Here is a 17399-nt window from a genome sequence, read left to right as displayed (position 1 = left end):
GCGCCCGTCGGCCCTACGGGATGTCCTGCCCCGTGAGGTAGCGCTGGAGCGTCGGGGCCACCATGGTGATGATCTTCTCCGGGTCCGCCGACGCCAGTGGTTCCGCCTGGATCACATAGCGCAGGATCGCGATCCCGATCATGTGCGAGGCGGCCAGTTCGGCACGGAAGGTCGGGTCGGGTACGTCCAGGTCCGCCGCGATCCGCTCCAGCAGCCGCCGCAGCACGAAGCCCCGCAGGACCTTCGCGGCCGCCTCGTGCGTGAGCGCGGAGCGCAGGATCGCCAGCATCGGCGCGCGGGACACCGGGTTCTCCCATACGCCGATGAAGTACCGGGCCAGCCGCTCACCGACGCTGTCCATGGGACCGCCGAGGATCTCGGGGATGACGAGCGCGGGCTCGAAGGAGACCTCGATGGCCGCGGCGAAGACCTCGTCCTTCGTACCGAAGTAGTGGTGGACCAGGGCCGCGTCTACGCCGGCCGCCTTGGCGATGCCGCGCATCGACGTCTTGTCGTAGCCGCGTTCGGCGAATTCCGTACGGGCCGCCTCGAGGATCCGCGTCCTGGCGTCGGGGCCGGCGCTCTTCTCCGTACGGGAAGGGCGGCCCCGGCGGCGGGGAGCCGGGCCGTCCGCCCCCGGCGTCATGAGCGGGGTGCCTGCGCGGAGGACGCCAGGTGGAGCCGGGTGAAGGCGAGCGCCTCCGCGAGGTCGGCCTCGCGTTCGGCCGCTGACATGGCGCGGCGCGTGTTGACCTCGATGACCACATGGCCGTCGAACGCGGTGCGGGCGAGGCGCTCCAGCAGTTCCGCGCAGGGCTGGTCGCCCCGGCCGGGCACCAGGTGCTCGTCCTTGGCGGAGCCCTTGCCGTCGGCGAGGTGGACGTGGGCGAGGCGGTCGCCCATCCGGTCCACCATCGCCAGGCTGTCGGTCCGCGCGGTCGCGGTGTGCGAGAGGTCCACGGTGAAGTGCCGGTAGTCGTCCTGGGTGACGTCCCAGTCGGGGGCGTACGCGAGCATCTCGCGGTCCCTGTAGCGCCACGGGTACATGTTCTCCACCGCGAACCGCACATCGGTCTCGTCCGCCATGCGCCAGATTCCGCTGACGAAGTCGCGTGCGTAGTTGCGCTGCCAACGGAACGGCGGGTGGACCACCACCGTCGACGCCCCGAGCTTCTCCGCCGCCGCCCTGGCCCGCTGGAGCTTGACCCACGGGTCGGTGGACCAGACCCGCTGCGTGATCAGCAGGCAGGGCGCGTGCACGGCGAGGATCGGGACCCGGTGGTAGTCCGACAGCCGCTTCAGCGCCTCGATGTCCTGGCTGACCGGGTCGGTCCACACCATGACCTCGACGCCGTCGTAGCCCAGGCGCGCAGCGATCTCGAAGGCCGTCGCCGTCGACTCCGGATAGACCGAAGCAGTCGACAGGGCGACCTTCGCATCCGGGATGCGCACCACTGGTTCTGCCACGGAGACAGGGTACGGGCAGCGGTACGCGTCGAAGAGGGACCCCGGCTGAAAGTGAGAAGGGCCATGACCGCCGGGCCGGGGATCAGTCGAGCGCGACCTGGCCGGTCGGGAGGTGGTCCAGGCGACGCAGGATGACTCCCTCACGCAGCGCCCAGGGGCAGATCTCCAGCTCCTCGACCCCGAACAGGTCCATCGCCCCTTCGGCGACCAGCGCCCCGGCCAGCAGCTGCGCGGCCCTCCCCTCGGCCACCCCGGGCAGGTGCCCCCGCTGCTCGACGGTCATCGCCGCCAGCTTCGGCACCCACTCCTCCAGCGCCTTGCGGGTGAGGACGCGCTGGACGTACAGGCCCTCTGCGGAGCGTGCGGCGCCCGCGATCCTGGCGAGCTGCTTGAAGGTCTTGGAGGTCCCGACGACATGGTCCGGCGGGCCCAGCCGGGTGAACTCGCCGACCGTGCGGGCGATGCCGGCCCGGACGTGGCGGCGCAGCATCCGTACGTCCGTCGCGGCCGGCGGATCGCCCGGCAGCCAGCTCGCTGTGAGCCGCCCGGCTCCGAGCGGCAGCGAGACAGCGGCGTCGGGCTCCTCGTCCATCCCGTAGCCGACCTCCAGCGAACCGCCGCCGATGTCCAGCACCAGCAGCTTCCCCGCCGACCAGCCGAACCAGCGGCGGGCGGCCAGGAAGGTCAGCCGGGCCTCCTCCTCACCGCTCAGTACGGCGAGGGCGATGCCCGTCTCCTCCCGCACCCGGGCCAGCACCTGGTCCGCGTTGCTCGCCTCGCGCACGGCGGACGTGGCGAACGCGAGTACGTCCTCGCAGCCCTTGTCCTCTGCGGCCCGCAGCGCGTCGGTGACCGTCGACACGAGCCGGTCGACGCCCTCGGGGCCGATCGCCCCGTCCATGTCGAGGAGTTCGGCCAGCCGCAGCTCCGCCTTGTGCGAGTGTGCGGGCAGCGGGCGGGCGCCGGGGTGCGCGTCGACCACCAGCAGATGAACCGTGTTCGACCCCACGTCGAGGACTCCGAGTCTCATACCCGGAACGCTACTGCTCCGGTCGGTCTTACTCTTGGCCCGTGCCAAAGACGAAAAAGGCGAAGCCGGACAAAGTCACGAAGAAGCAGAAGATGAAGCAGGAGATGCAGCAGCCGGAAGCAAAGGGGCCCGGCGGGCCCGACGAGAAGGGGCTCGACTTCGCGCGGGCCTGGGTCGAGTTTCCCGACCCCGCCGACGACGAGCAGATCTTCCGTTGCGATCTGACCTGGCTGACGTCCAGGTGGACCTGCATCTTCGGCAGCGGCTGCCAGGGCATCCAGGCGGGCCGTGCGGACGACGGGTGCTGCACGCTGGGCGCGCACTTCTCGGACGAGGACGACGAGAAGCGGGTGGCCGGGCACGTCGCCCGGCTCACTCCCGACCTGTGGCAGTTCCACGACGTCGGCACGGAGACGGGCTGGGTCGGTGTCGACGAGGACGGCGAACGCCAGACGCGGCGCTGGGAGGGCTCCTGCATCTTCCAGAACCGTCCCGGGTTCGAGGGCGGCGCGGGCTGCTCGCTGCACATCCTGGCGTTGCGGGAGGGCAAGGAGCCGCTGGAGACCAAGCCCGACGTGTGCTGGCAGCTGCCGGTCCGGCGTACCTACGACTGGATCGACCGGCCCGACGACACGCGCGTGCTCCAGGTCTCTATCGGGGAGTACGACCGCCGGGGCTGGGGTCCCGGCGGCCACGATCTGCACTGGTGGTGCACGTCGGCGACATCGGCGCACGGGGCCGGGGATCCGGTCTACGTGACCTACCGTCCGGAGCTCGTCGAGCTGATGGGCAAGCAGGCGTACGACCGGCTGGTCGAGCTGTGCGAGGAGCGGCTGTCGTCGCTGCTGCCGATGGCACCGCATCCGGCTGATCCGGTCTGATCCGGTTCTGATCCGGGTCTGATCCGGGTCTGATCCGGGTCTGATCCGGGTCTGATCCGGGTCTGATCCGGTGATCGCGGCCCGGTGCGCGGTGGACAAACGTTCCGCCGCCCACCGGGCCGTGTGCTGTCCGTCAGTCCGTCGGTTCGGGGCTGCCCCCCGGATCCGTCGTCTCACCGGACGGACCGGGTGTGGGCGACGGCGGGTCGGTGGCCGGCGGCGTCGGATCCGGCGAGTCCGTCGGGTCCGGGGTCGGATCCGACGGGCCGGGCGTCGGCTCCGTGGGGTCCGGGGTCGGGTCGGGCGACGGCGAGGACGGCGACGGCTCGGGGGAACCGGAGGGCGGATCCGGGTCCGGGTCCGGGCTTCCCGGCGGCGGCACCGTGGCGCCGTACCCGCTGATCGCGACCACGGCACCCGACGGGGCGAGCACGATGCGCGCACTCCACGGTCCCGCCGGTTCTGCCGCGTGGTTCACGAGGGCGTGGATGGTGACGCTCCGGCCCGGGGCGACCGTGCCGGAGGAACGGCTGAGGTACAGCCACGGCACATCCGCCCGGGCCGACCAGGCGACGGCTTCGGTGCCGGTCGCGGTCAGGGTGATCGTCGTACGGCCGCCGGACGAGCGGGCCGCGACCCTGAGCGCTCCGGGTCCGTGCCTGCCGCTGCCGGCACTGATCACCTCGGCCGAGACGTCCGGCCTCCGGCCTGCGTCGGCGAAGCGGCCGTCGGCGTCGGGACGGGCGTTGCCCGCGTTCTCGTAGTGGTCGTACGGATCGCCTTCGAGCCCGGCTCCCCCGTCCACCTCCGTCGCGGTCACCGAGGGACCGTCGCGGCCCTCACCGGTCAGCGGTGCGCCCCGGTAGGCGGCCCACAGGGCGATCACGGGGGCGGCCACGACCGTCGCCACGACCGTCGTCGTCACAACCCGGGCGCGCAGCCGGTCCCGGCGCGCCGCATGGTCCTTCGGGTCGAGAGGGAAGCCCGTCCGGCCGAAGCGCGGGGTGCCCGACCGGGACCGCCTGGCGTGAACCAGGGCGACGCTCACCGAGGGGCGGGGCGCCTCGAGGACCGTCAGCGCCGTGGCCGGGGTGACGGTCGCGCCGGGCCACGGTCCGGCGGCACCCGCCCGTTCGGCGGCGCTGCGGCACCGGGGGCAGTCGTCGACGTGCCGGACGAGCTCGCGGCGCAGGGCCGCGGAGAGCAGGACCCGGTGGGTGCCGGTGAGCCGGGCGACGGTGGGACAGTTCCCGGTCTCGACGACCGCGAGGGCGGCGCGGGTGCGTTCCACCTCGCAGGCCGCGGCGGCCAGGAGCTCCCGGGCGGTCGCGGGTTCCAGGCCGAGGACGGCGGCGACGGCGCGCGGGGTGAGCCGGTGACGAACGGCGAGCTCCAGCGCCTCGCGCTGCTCGGGGGTGGTGCCCGCGGCCTCCGGCCAGGCGAGCTGGGCGAGTTCGCGCCGGCGCGCTTCGGCGGCGGGGGATTCGGCGTGGCCCGGGGCGACCGCTTCCTCCGGGGTGGCGCCGGTGACGGGTAACGGGGGCGGCTGCGTGGCTGTCCGGCGGTGGGCCTGGCGGCCCCGCTTCTGCTCCGTGAGCGTGCGCAGGCACATCCACCTGGCCAGGGCGTACAGCCAGGATTTACGTTCCTCCTCGGCTGCGGGGCACCGGCCGTCCTGACGCTCCGCGATCGCGAGGACGGCGCCGAGCGCCTCCGTGGCCGCCTCGTGGTCGCACAGCACGGAGAGGCAGTAGGTGAACAGGCCGTCGAGATACGGCTCGTAACGTGCGGACGATCGCTGCGCCGCCGGGCGGGGACCGCGGCGGTGCGCCCGGGGTGCGCCGGTGGTGTGTAGGGGTGTCTCCAGCCTGCTGCTCGTCACCTGGCGACCGTAGGCAGACGAAGGTGCGCCCTTAGCACCCCTTCCACACATTTAATCCTTACGGGTGAACGTATCCCTCGAAAGGGGACAGGAATCCCAGATTCCAACGGAAATGCCGCATCGTGCACATGTTCGTCACCCGTGACTCCGGTCGACTGGTCGGCACTGTCGGACCACCCCTATACGGTGACGCCATGGCTGCCCGTACGAAATCCGCGAAGGACCGGCCGTCCTACCGCTGCACCGAATGCGGCTGGACGACCGCCAAGTGGCTCGGCCGCTGCCCCGAATGCCAGGCCTGGGGGACGGTCGAGGAGTTCGGCGGCGCCCCTGCCGTGCGCACCACGGCCGCAGGCCGCGTCTCCACCGCCGCCGTGCCCATCGGGCAGGTCGACAGCCGCCAGGCCACGGCGCGCTCGACCGGGGTGAGCGAGCTGGACCGGGTGCTCGGAGGCGGGCTCGTGCCGGGCGCCGTCGTGCTGCTCGCGGGCGAACCGGGCGTCGGGAAGTCGACGCTGCTGCTGGACGTGGCGGCGAAGGCGGCGAGCGACGAACACCGCACGCTGTACGTCACGGCGGAGGAGTCCGCGAGCCAGGTGCGGATGCGGGCCGACCGGATCAGGGCCATCAACGACCACCTGTATCTGGCCGCGGAGACCGACCTGTCGGCTGTTCTCGGCCATCTGGACGCGGTCAAGCCCTCCCTCCTCGTCCTCGACTCCGTACAGACGGTCGCCTCGCCGGAGATCGAGGGCGCACCCGGTGGCATGGCGCAGGTCCGCGAGGTCGCGGGCGCCCTCATCCGGGCCTCGAAGGAACGCGGCATGTCGACGCTCCTGGTCGGCCACGTCACCAAGGACGGCGCGATCGCGGGGCCGCGGCTCCTGGAGCACCTCGTCGATGTCGTGCTGTCCTTCGAGGGCGACCGGCACGCCCGCCTCCGTCTGGTTCGGGGCGTCAAGAACAGGTACGGGGCCACGGACGAGGTCGGCTGCTTCGAGCTGCACGACGAGGGCATCACCGGGCTCGCCGATCCTTCCGGCCTCTTCCTCACCCGGCGCGACGAGCCGGTTCCCGGCACCTGCCTGACGGTCACCCTGGAGGGCAAGCGACCCCTCGTCGCGGAGGTCCAGGCGCTGACGGTCGATTCGCAGATCCCCTCGCCCCGGCGCACGACCTCGGGCCTGGAGACCTCCCGCGTCTCGATGATGCTGGCGGTTCTCGAGCAGCGCGGCAGAATCAGCGCGCTCGGCAAGCGGGACATCTACAGCGCGACGGTCGGCGGCGTGAAGCTCACCGAGCCCGCCGCGGACCTCGCGATCGCACTGGCGCTGGCCAGTGCGGCGAGCGACACCCCCCTCCCGAAGAACCTCGTCGCGATCGGCGAAGTGGGCCTCGCGGGGGAGGTCAGAAGGGTTACGGGGGTCCAGCGGAGGCTCGCGGAGGCGTACCGTCTCGGGTTCAAGCACGCCCTGGTCCCGAGGGACCCCGGGCAGGTCCCGGCCGGTATGAAGGTCACGGAAGTCGCCGACATGGGCGATGCTCTGAGAGTCCTCCCGCGCAGGTCTCGCTCGGACGGACCACAGGAGGACGGCGCACGCCGGTAGACTTTGCCCTGGTCTCGCCCGCCCGTACGAACGGCATGAGGACGCAAGGGCACCGCAAACCTGTGACCGGAGGAGTGCAGTGGCAGCCAACGACCGGGCAGCATCGCCCGGAAAGTCCGGCCAAGGCACCGGTAACGAGGCGCTGATGCGCGCCTCGCTGAGTGCGGTCGCGCCCGGGATGGCCCTCCGGGACGGCCTGGAGCGCATCCTCCGCGGCAACACCGGTGGACTGATCGTCCTCGGTATGGACAAAACCGTCGAATCCATGTGTACCGGTGGATTCGTCCTGGATGTGGAGTTCACCGCGACGAGGCTGCGCGAACTGTGCAAGCTGGACGGCGCGCTGATCCTCGACAAGGACATGACCAAGATCCTGCGGGCCGGAGTACAGCTGGTCCCGGACGCCTCGATCCCCACCGAGGAGACCGGCACCCGCCACCGCACGGCGGACCGGGTCTCCAAGGCGTGTGTGTACCCGGTCGTCTCGGTCTCCCAGTCGATGCACCTGATCGCGCTGTACGTGGACGGGGAGCGCAGGGTCCTGGAGGAGTCCTCCGCGATCCTGTCCCGCGCCAACCAGGCGCTCGCCACGCTGGAGCGGTACAAGCTCCGGCTCGACGAGGTCGCCGGGACGCTCTCCGCGCTGGAGATCGAGGACCTGGTGACCGTCCGGGACGTGACGGCGGTCGCGCAGCGGCTGGAAATGGTGCGCAGGATCGCCACCGAGATCGCCGAGTACGTGGTGGAGCTGGGCACCGACGGCAGGCTCCTGTCGCTCCAGCTGGACGAGTTGATCGCGGGCGTGGAGCCCGAGCGGGAGCTGGTCGTACGGGACTACGTGCCCGAACCGACCGCGAAGCGGTCCCGCACGGTCGCGGAGGCGCTGACCGAGCTGGACGCGCTCTCGCACACGGAGCTGCTCGAACTTCCGGTGGTGGCACGGGCGCTGGGGTACAGCGGCTCGCCCGAGACGCTGGACTCCGCGGTCTCGCCGCGCGGCTTCAGGCTGCTGGCGAAGGTGCCGCGGCTGCCGGGAGCGATCATCGAGCGGCTGGTGGAGCACTTCGGCGGTCTGCAGAAGCTGCTCGCCGCGAGCGTCGACGACCTCCAGACGGTGGACGGGGTCGGCGAGGCGCGGGCACGGAGCGTGCGGGAGGGACTCTCGCGACTGGCGGAGTCCTCGATCCTGGAGCGGTACGTCTAGCCGGACCCGAACGTCCGGGCGGACCCGGAGGAGTCGGGCCGAGGGCCATCCGGACCGGGTGGCCGGCCCGATCGGTCCCTGTCCCTGCCGGGCGGTCGCCGGTCCTGCCGGTCAGTCCTTGGCGAGGACGAACGAGGCGCGCTGCAGCGGCTCGCCCGGCGCCTTCGCCTCGATCAGATACGTACCGGGCGCCGCCTTGCCGGGGGGCGGTGTCGCGCACTGGGGCGCGCTCTTCTTCCGGTCCCATTCCACGGTGTGCACGACGGTCGACCCTGCCGGGATCTTCAGGAACACCGCGCCGCCCGACGGGCAGTCCTTGGAGGACCACACCTGTTCGTCGTTGCCGCCGGCCTCGGTGATGGTGAGCACCGCGCTCTTCGGCCCGAAGTCGGCCTTGCAGTCGCTGCCCGAGGTGTTCTTTGCCGTCAGCCTGAACTTCGGCTTGTCGTCGGGGCCGTAGCTGATCTCCGTACGGAGACTCAACTGCAGTACGGAAGGTGTGCAGTTGGGGAGCGAGGAGCCGGCCGGTACCTGTTCGCCCGTGGTCCCGCCGCCACCCGTTCCCGTGCCGGCCGCCGCCGAGCCGCCCGATCCGCCCGCGCCGGATCCGGCGTCGCCGCCCGTCCCGCCGTCGCCGTTGCTTCCGTCGGAACCCGCGTCCGCGGCACCGTCCCCGCTCCCGCCGGAGTCCGACTCGTCGCGGCCGCCCGGCTGTTGGCTGATTGCCGGTCCTGAACCGGAGGGTCCCGGAGTGATGGACGGGGCGGGATCGTGGTCGCCGGGCTTCGCGTCGTCCTTCGTCCCGCCGCCGCCACCCGAGGTGACGGCCCATGCGACCAGCGCCGCGAGCAGCGCGATCACCATCGCCGCAACTGCCCTCCGCCGCCAGTAGATGCTGGAGGGAAGCGGCCCGACCGGATTGCGCATAGATCCCACGGCGCAAACTGTACGAGAGATCCGGACCATCTCCGGCCCCACCCGCCGCTCTGATCCTCAAGTTTTCCGGATCATCATCACGCAGGGGCCGTTCCCAGCCACTTCCGGCCACTTTGCACCGTACGGAGGACTCCCGGGGCGTCCTCGAAGCGTCCGGAGGGACCAGAAGGGTCAGAACGGGTGGCGTTATCACTCCCTGAGCCCTCAGCCGGGCCGACACCCCCGTGACCGTGCCCCATGTCCTGCCTTCCGTGCCAGGATCGTGGGTGCGATGACTGCCACGACTTCGACACACACGCCCCCCGCCTCCCTCCACACCCCCGTCATCGGGTGGTTCGAGCAGCACGCCCGCGATCTGCCCTGGCGCCGCCCCGAAGCGGGCGCCTGGGGTGTGATGGTGAGCGAGTTCATGCTGCAGCAGACTCCGGTGAACCGGGTCCTCCCGGTGTACGAGCAATGGATGGCCCGCTGGCCGCGCCCCGCCGACCTGGCCGCCGACGCGCCGGGTGAAGCGGTCCGCGCCTGGGGCCGGCTCGGCTACCCGCGACGTGCCCTGCGCCTGCACGGGGCCGCGCAGGCGATAACGGAACGCCACGGCGGCGACGTACCCAGCGAGCACAACCAGCTGCTCGCGCTGCCCGGGATCGGTGAGTACACGGCGGCGGCCGTGGCCTCGTTCGCGTACGGGCAGCGTCATGCCGTGCTCGACACGAACGTCCGCCGGGTGTTCGCCCGCGCCGCCTCCGGCATCCAGTACCCGCCGAACGCCACCACGGCGGCCGAGCGCAAGCTCGCCCGCGCACTGCTCCCCGAGGAGGACGAGCGCGCGGCCCGCTGGGCCGCGGCCACCATGGAACTCGGCGCACTCGTGTGCACCGCGAAGAACGAGGACTGCACGCGCTGCCCGATCGCCGGACAGTGCGCCTGGCGGCTGGCCGGCAAGCCCGCGCACCAGGGACCGCCGCGCCGCGGCCAGACCTACGCCGGTACGGACCGGCAGGTGCGGGGCCGGCTGCTCGCCGTTCTGCGCGAGGCGGTGACGCCTGTGCCGCAGTCCGCGCTGGACGCGGTGTGGGAGGAACCGGTGCAGCGCGCGCGTGCCCTCGACGGACTGGTCGCCGACGGACTGGTCGAACCCCTGCCGGGCGGCCAGTACCGGCTGCCCCTCACCTGAGCCCACACCGGCGGACCGGGCTGTCCAGCGGCTGTTACACAACCGATGGACAGCCGTGCGTCCGCGTACGGCTGCTCCGCACACCCTCGTGACAACGCCTCCGTAGCGTCTGCGACGTCAGCGAACGGGACCACCTGCTGACAAGCGGTACCACGGGGATTCACGGGGACGGAGGCGGTTGTTATGGCGCAGGGCGAGGTGCTCGAATTCGAGGAGTACGTGCGCACCAGGCAGGACGCACTGCTGCGCAGTGCCCGCCGGCTGGTTCCGGACCCGGTGGACGCACAGGACCTGCTGCAGACCGCCCTCGTCCGCACCCTCGGCCGGTGGGACGGGATCGCCGACAAGTCGCTCGCCGACGCCTACCTGCGCCGCGTCATGATCAATACGCGTACGGAGTGGTGGCGGGCCCGGAAGCTCGACGAGGTACCCACCGAGCAGCTGCCCGACGCGAGCGTCGACGACGGTTCCGAGCAGCGCGCCGACCGTGCTCTGCTCATCGACGTCCTGGGTGTCCTGGCTCCCAAGCAGCGCAGCGTCGTCGTGCTGCGACACTGGGAGCAGATGAGCACCGAGGAGACGGCCGCGGCGCTCGGCATGTCGGCCGGTACGGTGAAGAGCACGCTGCACCGCGCCCTGGCCAGACTGCGCCAGGAGCTGGAGGACCGTGCCGCCCGGAGCCGCGAGGCCGGGGGAACAACGGCGCGGATACCGGCGCAGCCGGACAGGCGTCATGACGAGCGGGGGCGGGAGCGGTGCGCGGCCTGACAGGCAGCGGTACGGCGGCCGGCCGGGGCAGTGGGCTCCGGGCCGGTCTGGCGGCGGGAGGTACGGCCATGGCCGGGCTCGCCGCCTTCGGGCTGTTCTGCGCCGGCTGTTCCACCGGCGGCACGGGCACCCGGGACGAGGGGCCCGCGGGCACCCAGCCGGTGGCTCAGGTGACGCCCTCGAACGTGCCGCCCACCGGCACGGCGAAGGCTGCCGCACCGGTCAACGCCGTACAGCTCGTCAAGCGTGACCCCGAGGTGAGCCGGCGGATCAGCAGCGATCTGAGGCCCTGCACCGGTGACGAGTACCCGGTGGACACCTCGTACGGCTCGCTCACCGACGGTCCCGCACCCGATGTCGTGGTCAACGTCATGACCTGCGGCGATTCGGTGGGAGTCGGCACCTACGTCTACCGGCAGCGCCCGGACGGTTCGTACGACAACGTCTTCACCGCCGAGATACCCGCGGTCTACGGCACCATCGACCGCGGCGACCTGGTGGTGACGACCCAGGTGTACGGCTCGAAGGACGCGGTCGCCTACCCGTCCGGCGAGGACGTGATCACCTACCGCTGGTCGGACGGCCGGTTCGCCGAGACCGACCGGGTGCACAACGACTTCAACCGGGCCGTCGGCAACGGGGACGGAGAACTTCCCGCCCCGCCGACGACGCAGAACTGAGAGCCCGCATGGCCGAGACCCATGTCCTCTTCGTCGAGGACGACGACGTCATCCGCGAGGCCACCCAGCTCGCACTGGAGCGGGTCGGCTTCACGGTCACCGCGATGCCCGACGGCCTGCTGGGCCTGGAGGCCTTCCGGGCGGACCGGCCGGACATCGCCCTGCTCGATGTGATGGTGCCGGGGCTGGACGGGGTGAGCCTGTGCCGCCGCATCCGCGACGAGTCGACGGTGCCCGTGATCATGCTGTCCGCGCGGGCCGACTCGATCGATGTGGTGCTCGGCCTGGAGGCCGGGGCCGACGACTACGTCACCAAACCCTTCGACGGGGCCGTGCTGGTCGCCCGGATCCGCGCCGTACTGCGCCGGTTCGGCCACGCCTCGGGCGGGCAGAGCGGCACCACGGCTGCCGAGCCTTCGCACGGGACGGGCGGGGCGCTGGTCTTCGGCGATCTGGAGATCGACACCGAAGGCATGGAGGTACGCCGGGGAGGCGCGCAGGTGGGCCTGACGCCGACCGAGATGCGGCTGCTGCTGGAGTTCTCGTCCGCACCCGGCACCGTGCTCTCCCGGGACAAGCTCCTGGAGCGGGTCTGGGACTACGGCTGGGGCGGTGACACCCGAGTCGTGGACGTCCACGTGCAGCGGCTGCGCACCAAGATCGGGCAGGACCGGATCGAGACGGTCCGCGGCTTCGGCTACAAGTTCCGCGCATGAAGCGGCTCGCTCTGCGGACCGGTGTCCGCTGGAAGATCAGCATCGCGATCGCCGCGGTCGGCGCACTCATCGCGGTGGCCCTGAGCCTCGTCGTCCACAACGCCGCCCGCGTCTCGATGCTGGAGAACGCCCGCGAGGTGCAGCTGGAACGGCTGCTGTTCGCCCAGCGGCTGTACGAGGCGTCGAACACGCAGAAGCCGTCGCCCAAGTTCGGCGCCAAACTCAACGACCCCGCGATGCCCTCCAGCCTGCGGGACCAGGTCAGGAACAACCGGCGCGCCACCCACGTCGACGAGTACGCGGGAGGAGTGCCCGACGTCTGGGCGGCCGTACCGCTCGCGAACGGTGACGTCCTCTCGCTCCACACCCGCTTCGCCGACCGCAACGCCACGATCATGGGCGACCTCGACCGCGCCCTCGTCATCGGCTCGGTCTCGGTCGTCTTCGGCGGGTGCGCGCTGGGGGTGCTCATCGGCGGCCAGCTGTCACGCAGGCTGCGCAAGGCCGCGGCAGCGGCGGGCAAGGTGGCCCAGGGCAACACGGATGTACGGGTACGGGAGGCCGTCGGCGGCGTCGTACGGGACGAGACCGATGAGCTGGCCCGCGCGGTCGACGCCCTCACGGACGCGCTGAACGAACGGATCGAGGCGGAACGCCGGGTCACGGCGGACATCGCCCATGAGCTGCGCACCCCGGTGACGGGACTGCTCACGGCGGCCGAACTGCTGCCGCCGGGGCGCCCGACCGAGCTCGTACGGGACCGGGCACAGGCGATGCGGACCCTGGTCGAGGACGTGCTGGAGGTTGCCCGCCTGGACAGCGCCTCGGAGCGGGCCGAGCTGCAGGAACTACCGCTCGGCGAGTTCGTGAGCCGCAGGGTCGCCCTGCTGGATCCGGAGATCACCGTCCAGGTGGTGCACGAGTCCTGGGTGTCCACGGATCCGCGGCGCCTGGAACGCATCCTGGGCAATCTGCTGGGGAACGCCGCCAAGCACGGGGCGGGCCCGGTCGAGCTCACCGTCGAGGGCAGGGTCGTGCGGGTCCGCGATCACGGGCCCGGTTTCCCGGAGGCGCTGCTGCGGGAGGGGCCGAGCCGGTTCCGTACCGGCAGCAGTGACCGGGCCGGCCGCGGGCACGGTCTGGGTCTGACGATCGCCGCGGGGCAGGCGCGGGTCCTGGGTGCCCGGCTGACCTTCCGCAACGCTGCGCCCGCCGGGGCGGCGGACGGTGCGGGCGGGGCCATCGCCGTGCTGTGGCTGCCCGAGCACGCGCCGACGAACACCGGGAGCTTCCCGGTCCTGCAGCAGTCCGGGCAGCAGACAAAGGACTGACGGGTGGGCCGCCCCGGAGAGGAGCACGCCCTGGATACGGGTGGGCCAGCCCCGGATACGGGTGGGCCGCCCCGGATACGGGTGGGCCCCGGAGGCATCGCGCCTCCGGGGCCCACCCGTCGTACAGCTGCTCAGACGGTCTGCGACTCCTTGGCCGCCGATGTCTGCGGCGGTGCCGCGTCGTCGACCGGAGCGGCCTCCGGCTTCTCGGTACCCCGCAGCGGGACCTCCTTGACGAACAGCGCCGCCAGCAGGGCCAGCACCGCGATCGAGCCGCCGAGCAGGAAAGCGATGTGCGTTCCCGAGGACACCGCGAACTCGTACGCCTGCCGCATCTCGTCCGGCAGCTTCGCCAGGCTCGCCGCATCCAGCTGGGCGGACTTCTCGGTGGCTCCCCCGCCGCCGCGCGCCGCCATCTCGTCCTGGACCCGCCCGGTGAACAGTGCACCCATGATCGCGACTCCGAAGGAGCTGCCGAGCGTGCGGAACAGGGTGGTCGCGGAGGAGGCGACGCCCATGTCCTTGAGCTCGACGCTGTTCTGCGCGACGAGCATCGTGATCTGCATCAGGAAGCCCATGCCGGCACCGAGCACCGCCATGTAGACGCCGGAGGTGAAGCGCGTGGTGCCGGTGTCCATGGTGGAGAGGAGGAACAGGCCCGCGACCATCAGGACGCTGCCCACGATCGGGAACACCTTGTACTTGCCGGTGCTGGTGGTGACCCGGCCGGCGATCAGCGAGACGATCATCATCGCGATCAGCATCGGCAGGAGCAGCAGTCCGGAGTTGGTCGCGGAGGCCCCCTGCACCGACTGCTGGAACAGCGGCAGGAAGAGCACCGCACCGAACATCACGAAGCCGGCGACGAAGCCGACGATCGACATGAGCGTGAAGTTGCGGTTGCGGAAGATGTGCAACGGGATGATCGGCTCCGCCGCCTTCGTCTCGACGAAGACGAAGCCGACGAGGGAGGCCACGCCGAGGGCGATGAGCTCCATGATCACGGCCGAGCCCCAGGCGTACTCCGAACCGCCCCAGGTGGTGACCAGCACGATCGCGGTGATGCCCACGGTGAGCAGCGCGGCGCCCAGGTAGTCGACCTTCGCCTTCGTGCGCTCCTTCTTGGGCAGGTGCAGCACGGCGGTGACCATGGCCAGCGCGACCGCGCCCAGCGGCAGGTTGATGTAGAAGCTCCAGCGCCAGCCCAGGTGGTCGGTGATGGTGCCGCCGACGAGCGGCCCGCCGATCATGGCGATCGCCATCACGCCCGCCATCATGCCCTGGTACTTGCCCCGCTCCCGGGGCGGCACCAGATCGCCGATGATCGCCATGACGCCGACCATCAGACCGCCGGCGCCGAGGCCCTGGATCGCCCGGAATCCGATGAGCTGGCCCATGTCCTGGGCCATTCCGCTCAGCACCGAGCCGACCAGGAAGATCACGATGGACGTGAGGAAGATGCCCTTGCGTCCGTACATGTCGCCGAGCTTGCCCCAGATGGGCGTGGAGGCCGCCGTGGCCAGCGTGTAGGCCGTGACCACCCAGGCCAGATGTTCCATGCCGCCCAGGTCGCCGACGATCGTCGGCATCGCGGTGCCGACGATCAGGTTGTCGAGCATGGCCAGCAGCATCGCGATCATCAGGGCGAGAACGACCACCCGGACGCTGCGTGGCTGTGGTTCCGCTTTCCCGGCCGGCGCCGCTTTGTTCAGATCCGCCATGTCCCGTACTCCCCTGATCCCCTGCTGTCCGGTCCGCCACCGGGTCCGGCACTTACTTGCCGCCCGGCTAGTTGGCTACACTGAGGAAAGTAGACCCGTAACTAGCCGGGCGTCAAGTAAGTTCTTGGGAGAGTCGCATGGGCAGCAGGCCGCAGCCGCGCCGGGGCAATACCCGACAGCGCATCCAGGACGTGGCCCTCGACCTGTTCGCCGAACAGGGCTACGAGAAGACCTCTCTCCGTGAGATCGCCGAGCAGCTGGACGTCACCAAGGCCGCGCTGTACTACCACTTCAAGACCAAGGAAGACATCCTCAACAGCATCTTCGAGGACCTGAACCAGCCCGTCGAGGAGCTTCTCGCCTGGGGCAAGGAACAGCCGCGCACCCTGGAGACGAAGAAGGAGATCCTGGTCCGCTACAGCGAGGCACTCAACCGCGCCGCCCCGCTCTTCCGCTTCATGCAGGAGAACCAGGCGACCGTGCGCGATCTGAGCATCGGCCACACGATCAAGCACCGGGTCATCGCCCTGGTGGACCTGATCAAGGAACCCGACGCCCCGCTCACCGACCAGGTGCGCTGCTTCACCGCACTCTTCGCGATGCACGCGGGGATGCTCGCCCTCAGAGACGCCGAAGGCGACCCCGAGGAGAAGCGCAAGGCTGCTCTCGAGGTCGCCATCGAACTGGTGACCAAGGCCCATGACCCGGGTCCTGCCGCTTAGCCGCTACCGGCACCGCGGGCACTCCATCAGATGTGGACGTGCTCGGCCTTCAGGTAGGAGACCGGGTTGATCGCCGAACCGTAGTTCGGGGTGGTCCGGATCTCGAAGTGCAGGTGCGGGCCGCTGGAGTTTCCGGTGTTACCGGAAAGGGCGATCTTCTCGCCCGTCTTCACACGGTCGCCGATGTTCACTTCGATCTTGGACAGGTGCGCGTACTGCGAGTACTTGCCGTTGGAGTGCTTGATCACGATGGCGTTGCCGTACGCGGGACCGTCGCCGCCGCCGTTCGGGCCGGCCTTGACGACGCGGCCGGAGTGCGCGGCCTCGACCTTGGTACCGATCGGCACCGCGAAGTCCTGGCCGGAGTGCTTGCTGGCCCAGCGGTCGCCGCCGGTGCCGTAGGTCGCGCTCAGCACGTAGTGGTTGACCGGGGCCTCCCACGACGCGGCCTTCTTCTTCGCGGCCGCGGCCTTCTTCTTGGCTGCGGCCTTCTTCTCGGCCTTCTTGTCGGCCGAAGCCTTCTTGGCGGTCTCAGCGGCCTTGCCCTGGGCGGTCGCCTGCTGGGCGACGGACTGGGCCGTGGCCGCACCGGCGAGGGCCGCGGTGCCCGCAGTGCCCGTCGTACCGGACGCGAACGCCGCGCCCGCACCGAACACCATCGACGCACCCAGGCCTGCGGCCACGACGGCGCCACTGACGCGGGACATGGACGGGCGGCGGGAGTGCTGGAACGTAACGCGCTTCGACATACGGGGAGAACCTCCGGGGTGCTGGGACCCGGCACTCGGACCGGGCTTGCTCCACCTTGGTAACCCGGATCGCCCAGAACACTCAAACCCCCCATCTACGAAGAAAAGCCGTAGACAGACCCCGCGGGAATCGCCTTCCGAGCCGCGCGGGGACGCCAGAGCAAACCCGCTCAAACATGCTGGAATCAGGATCTCGGAACAGGTTTAGGCCCAGCCCCAAAGGCCCCTTTGCGGACATTGGGCGGCGATCCGGGCTGATTCACCCCATTCGCCGAAGGTCCCGGCCGCTCCGGGGACGAAGGTCCCTTGAGCGATCAAGGACTTTGCTCCTACCGCTCGTAGTAGGCCCAAATCGGCTGTGCGCCTTGTCACCGCCGGTGGGACCTATGGCCTTCCGTTTCGGGACCTTCGCGGCGGGGTACAGCGAGGCACTTCTGAGGGGTCCCGGCCCTGTTTCGGGGCCCGACACCCGGGGGATCGGGCGCCCGGTACGGGGGAACGGCCATCCGACACCGCGGAGACCGGGGAACG

At 71.0% G+C, this 17399-nt stretch carries 16 protein-coding genes; 9 read left to right on the top strand and 7 right to left on the bottom strand.

Annotated elements, in window-relative coordinates; translation table 11 throughout:
• Positions 1 to 13: 13 nt before the first annotated feature.
• The 3 genes from OG257_RS21615 to OG257_RS21605 all read right to left on the bottom strand — a co-directional run bounded on the left by OG257_RS21615 (position 14) and on the right by OG257_RS21605 (position 2497).
• Entirely contained in the window at positions 14 to 646 is a 633-nt protein-coding gene (locus OG257_RS21615) for a TetR/AcrR family transcriptional regulator (RefSeq protein WP_329209830.1), read from the bottom strand.
• Complete coding sequence (locus OG257_RS21610) at positions 643 to 1467, bottom strand: sugar phosphate isomerase/epimerase family protein (protein WP_329209829.1); 825 nt, start codon at positions 1465 to 1467, stop codon at positions 643 to 645. Before OG257_RS21610 ends, OG257_RS21615 begins: the two co-directional genes overlap by 4 nt.
• Positions 1468 to 1549: 82 nt before the next feature.
• Complete coding sequence (locus OG257_RS21605) at positions 1550 to 2497, bottom strand: Ppx/GppA phosphatase family protein (RefSeq protein WP_329209827.1); 948 nt, start codon at positions 2495 to 2497, stop codon at positions 1550 to 1552.
• Between the two features lie 41 nt (positions 2498 to 2538).
• Between OG257_RS21605 and OG257_RS21600 the strand changes: the two genes are divergently transcribed.
• Positions 2539 to 3378, top strand: a complete 840-nt coding sequence (locus tag OG257_RS21600) for a hypothetical protein (protein WP_329209825.1) — start codon at positions 2539 to 2541, stop codon at positions 3376 to 3378.
• Positions 3379 to 3511: 133 nt separating this feature from the next.
• Here OG257_RS21600 and OG257_RS21595 read toward each other — a convergent pair whose 3' ends face one another.
• Positions 3512 to 5260 carry a BACON domain-containing protein gene (locus tag OG257_RS21595; RefSeq protein WP_443054452.1) on the bottom strand — a complete coding sequence of 583 codons (1749 nt, stop codon included), beginning with the start codon at positions 5258 to 5260 and terminating at the stop codon, positions 3512 to 3514.
• 194 nt (positions 5261 to 5454) lie between these two features.
• Between OG257_RS21595 and radA the strand changes: the two genes are divergently transcribed.
• A complete protein-coding gene (gene radA / locus OG257_RS21590) occupies positions 5455 to 6867 on the top strand; it encodes a DNA repair protein RadA (protein WP_329209821.1) in 1413 nt (470 codons plus the stop codon).
• Between the two features lie 79 nt (positions 6868 to 6946).
• Positions 6947 to 8071 carry a DNA integrity scanning diadenylate cyclase DisA gene (gene disA, locus OG257_RS21585; protein WP_329209819.1) on the top strand — a complete coding sequence of 375 codons (1125 nt, stop codon included), beginning with the start codon at positions 6947 to 6949 and terminating at the stop codon, positions 8069 to 8071.
• Positions 8072 to 8182: 111 nt separating this feature from the next.
• On the opposite strand, the gene OG257_RS21580 is transcribed toward disA, so the two are convergent.
• The gene (locus OG257_RS21580; protein WP_443054566.1) at positions 8183 to 8998 is read right to left on the bottom strand and encodes a hypothetical protein; all 816 of its coding nucleotides are present in this window, start codon (positions 8996 to 8998) and stop codon (positions 8183 to 8185) included.
• Between the two features lie 280 nt (positions 8999 to 9278).
• Here OG257_RS21580 and OG257_RS21575 point away from each other — a divergent pair, with 280 nt between their 5' ends.
• The 5 genes from OG257_RS21575 to cseC all read left to right on the top strand — a co-directional run bounded on the left by OG257_RS21575 (position 9279) and on the right by cseC (position 13676).
• Positions 9279 to 10181 (top strand): A/G-specific adenine glycosylase, encoded by a 903-nt coding sequence (locus OG257_RS21575; RefSeq protein ID WP_329209815.1) that lies wholly within the window; start codon positions 9279 to 9281, stop codon positions 10179 to 10181.
• Between the two features lie 183 nt (positions 10182 to 10364).
• Positions 10365 to 10949: a SigE family RNA polymerase sigma factor gene (locus tag OG257_RS21570; protein WP_329209814.1), complete on the top strand. Its 585-nt coding sequence runs from the start codon at positions 10365 to 10367 to the stop codon at positions 10947 to 10949.
• On the top strand, positions 10937 to 11629 hold the full coding sequence (locus tag OG257_RS21565) for a hypothetical protein (protein ID WP_443054451.1): 693 nt from the start codon (positions 10937 to 10939) through the stop codon (positions 11627 to 11629). Before OG257_RS21570 ends, OG257_RS21565 begins: the two co-directional genes overlap by 13 nt.
• A gap of 8 nt (positions 11630 to 11637) precedes the next feature.
• A complete protein-coding gene (gene cseB / locus OG257_RS21560) occupies positions 11638 to 12345 on the top strand; it encodes a two-component system response regulator CseB (RefSeq protein WP_329209813.1) in 708 nt (235 codons plus the stop codon).
• Positions 12342 to 13676, top strand: coding sequence for a two-component system sensor histidine kinase CseC (gene cseC, locus OG257_RS21555; RefSeq protein ID WP_329209811.1), 1335 nt, complete (start codon positions 12342 to 12344; stop codon positions 13674 to 13676). The genes cseB and cseC overlap by 4 nt, the downstream gene beginning before the upstream one ends.
• 131 nt (positions 13677 to 13807) lie before the next feature.
• Here the strand turns inward: cseC and OG257_RS21550 are convergent, their stop codons facing one another.
• Entirely contained in the window at positions 13808 to 15397 is a 1590-nt protein-coding gene (locus tag OG257_RS21550; protein WP_329209810.1) for an MDR family MFS transporter, read from the bottom strand.
• Positions 15398 to 15534: 137 nt separating this feature from the next.
• Between OG257_RS21550 and OG257_RS21545 the strand changes: the two genes are divergently transcribed.
• Positions 15535 to 16119: a TetR/AcrR family transcriptional regulator gene (locus tag OG257_RS21545; RefSeq protein WP_329209808.1), complete on the top strand. Its 585-nt coding sequence runs from the start codon at positions 15535 to 15537 to the stop codon at positions 16117 to 16119.
• A gap of 26 nt (positions 16120 to 16145) precedes the next feature.
• On the opposite strand, the gene OG257_RS21540 is transcribed toward OG257_RS21545, so the two are convergent.
• Positions 16146 to 16868 (bottom strand): M23 family metallopeptidase, encoded by a 723-nt coding sequence (locus OG257_RS21540; RefSeq protein ID WP_329209807.1) that lies wholly within the window; start codon positions 16866 to 16868, stop codon positions 16146 to 16148.
• Between the last annotated feature and the right edge of the window lie 531 nt (positions 16869 to 17399).

It is taken from the genome of Streptomyces sp. NBC_00683 (assembly GCF_036226745.1).
Lineage (GTDB): Bacteria > Actinomycetota > Actinomycetes > Streptomycetales > Streptomycetaceae > Streptomyces.
This window is presented reverse-complemented; position numbering and strand designations above follow the sequence as displayed.

Bases quoted from the DNA above. Each gene is read 5' to 3' on its own strand.
- OG257_RS21575 (WP_329209815.1), top strand. From the start codon at position 9,279: ATGACTGCCACGACTTCGACACACACGCCCCCCGCCTCCCTCCACACC.
- OG257_RS21540 (WP_329209807.1), bottom strand. From the start codon at position 16,868: ATGTCGAAGCGCGTTACGTTCCAGCACTCCCGCCGCCCGTCCATGTCC.
- OG257_RS21550 (WP_329209810.1), bottom strand. From the start codon at position 15,397: ATGGCGGATCTGAACAAAGCGGCGCCGGCCGGGAAAGCGGAACCACAG.
- OG257_RS21570 (WP_329209814.1), top strand. From the start codon at position 10,365: ATGGCGCAGGGCGAGGTGCTCGAATTCGAGGAGTACGTGCGCACCAGG.
- cseB (WP_329209813.1), top strand. From the start codon at position 11,638: ATGGCCGAGACCCATGTCCTCTTCGTCGAGGACGACGACGTCATCCGC.
- OG257_RS21605 (WP_329209827.1), bottom strand. From the start codon at position 2,497: ATGAGACTCGGAGTCCTCGACGTGGGGTCGAACACGGTTCATCTGCTG.
- OG257_RS21615 (WP_329209830.1), bottom strand. From the start codon at position 646: ATGACGCCGGGGGCGGACGGCCCGGCTCCCCGCCGCCGGGGCCGCCCT.
- cseC (WP_329209811.1), top strand. From the start codon at position 12,342: ATGAAGCGGCTCGCTCTGCGGACCGGTGTCCGCTGGAAGATCAGCATC.
- OG257_RS21545 (WP_329209808.1), top strand. From the start codon at position 15,535: ATGGGCAGCAGGCCGCAGCCGCGCCGGGGCAATACCCGACAGCGCATC.
- radA (WP_329209821.1), top strand. From the start codon at position 5,455: ATGGCTGCCCGTACGAAATCCGCGAAGGACCGGCCGTCCTACCGCTGC.
- OG257_RS21580 (WP_443054566.1), bottom strand. From the start codon at position 8,998: ATGCGCAATCCGGTCGGGCCGCTTCCCTCCAGCATCTACTGGCGGCGG.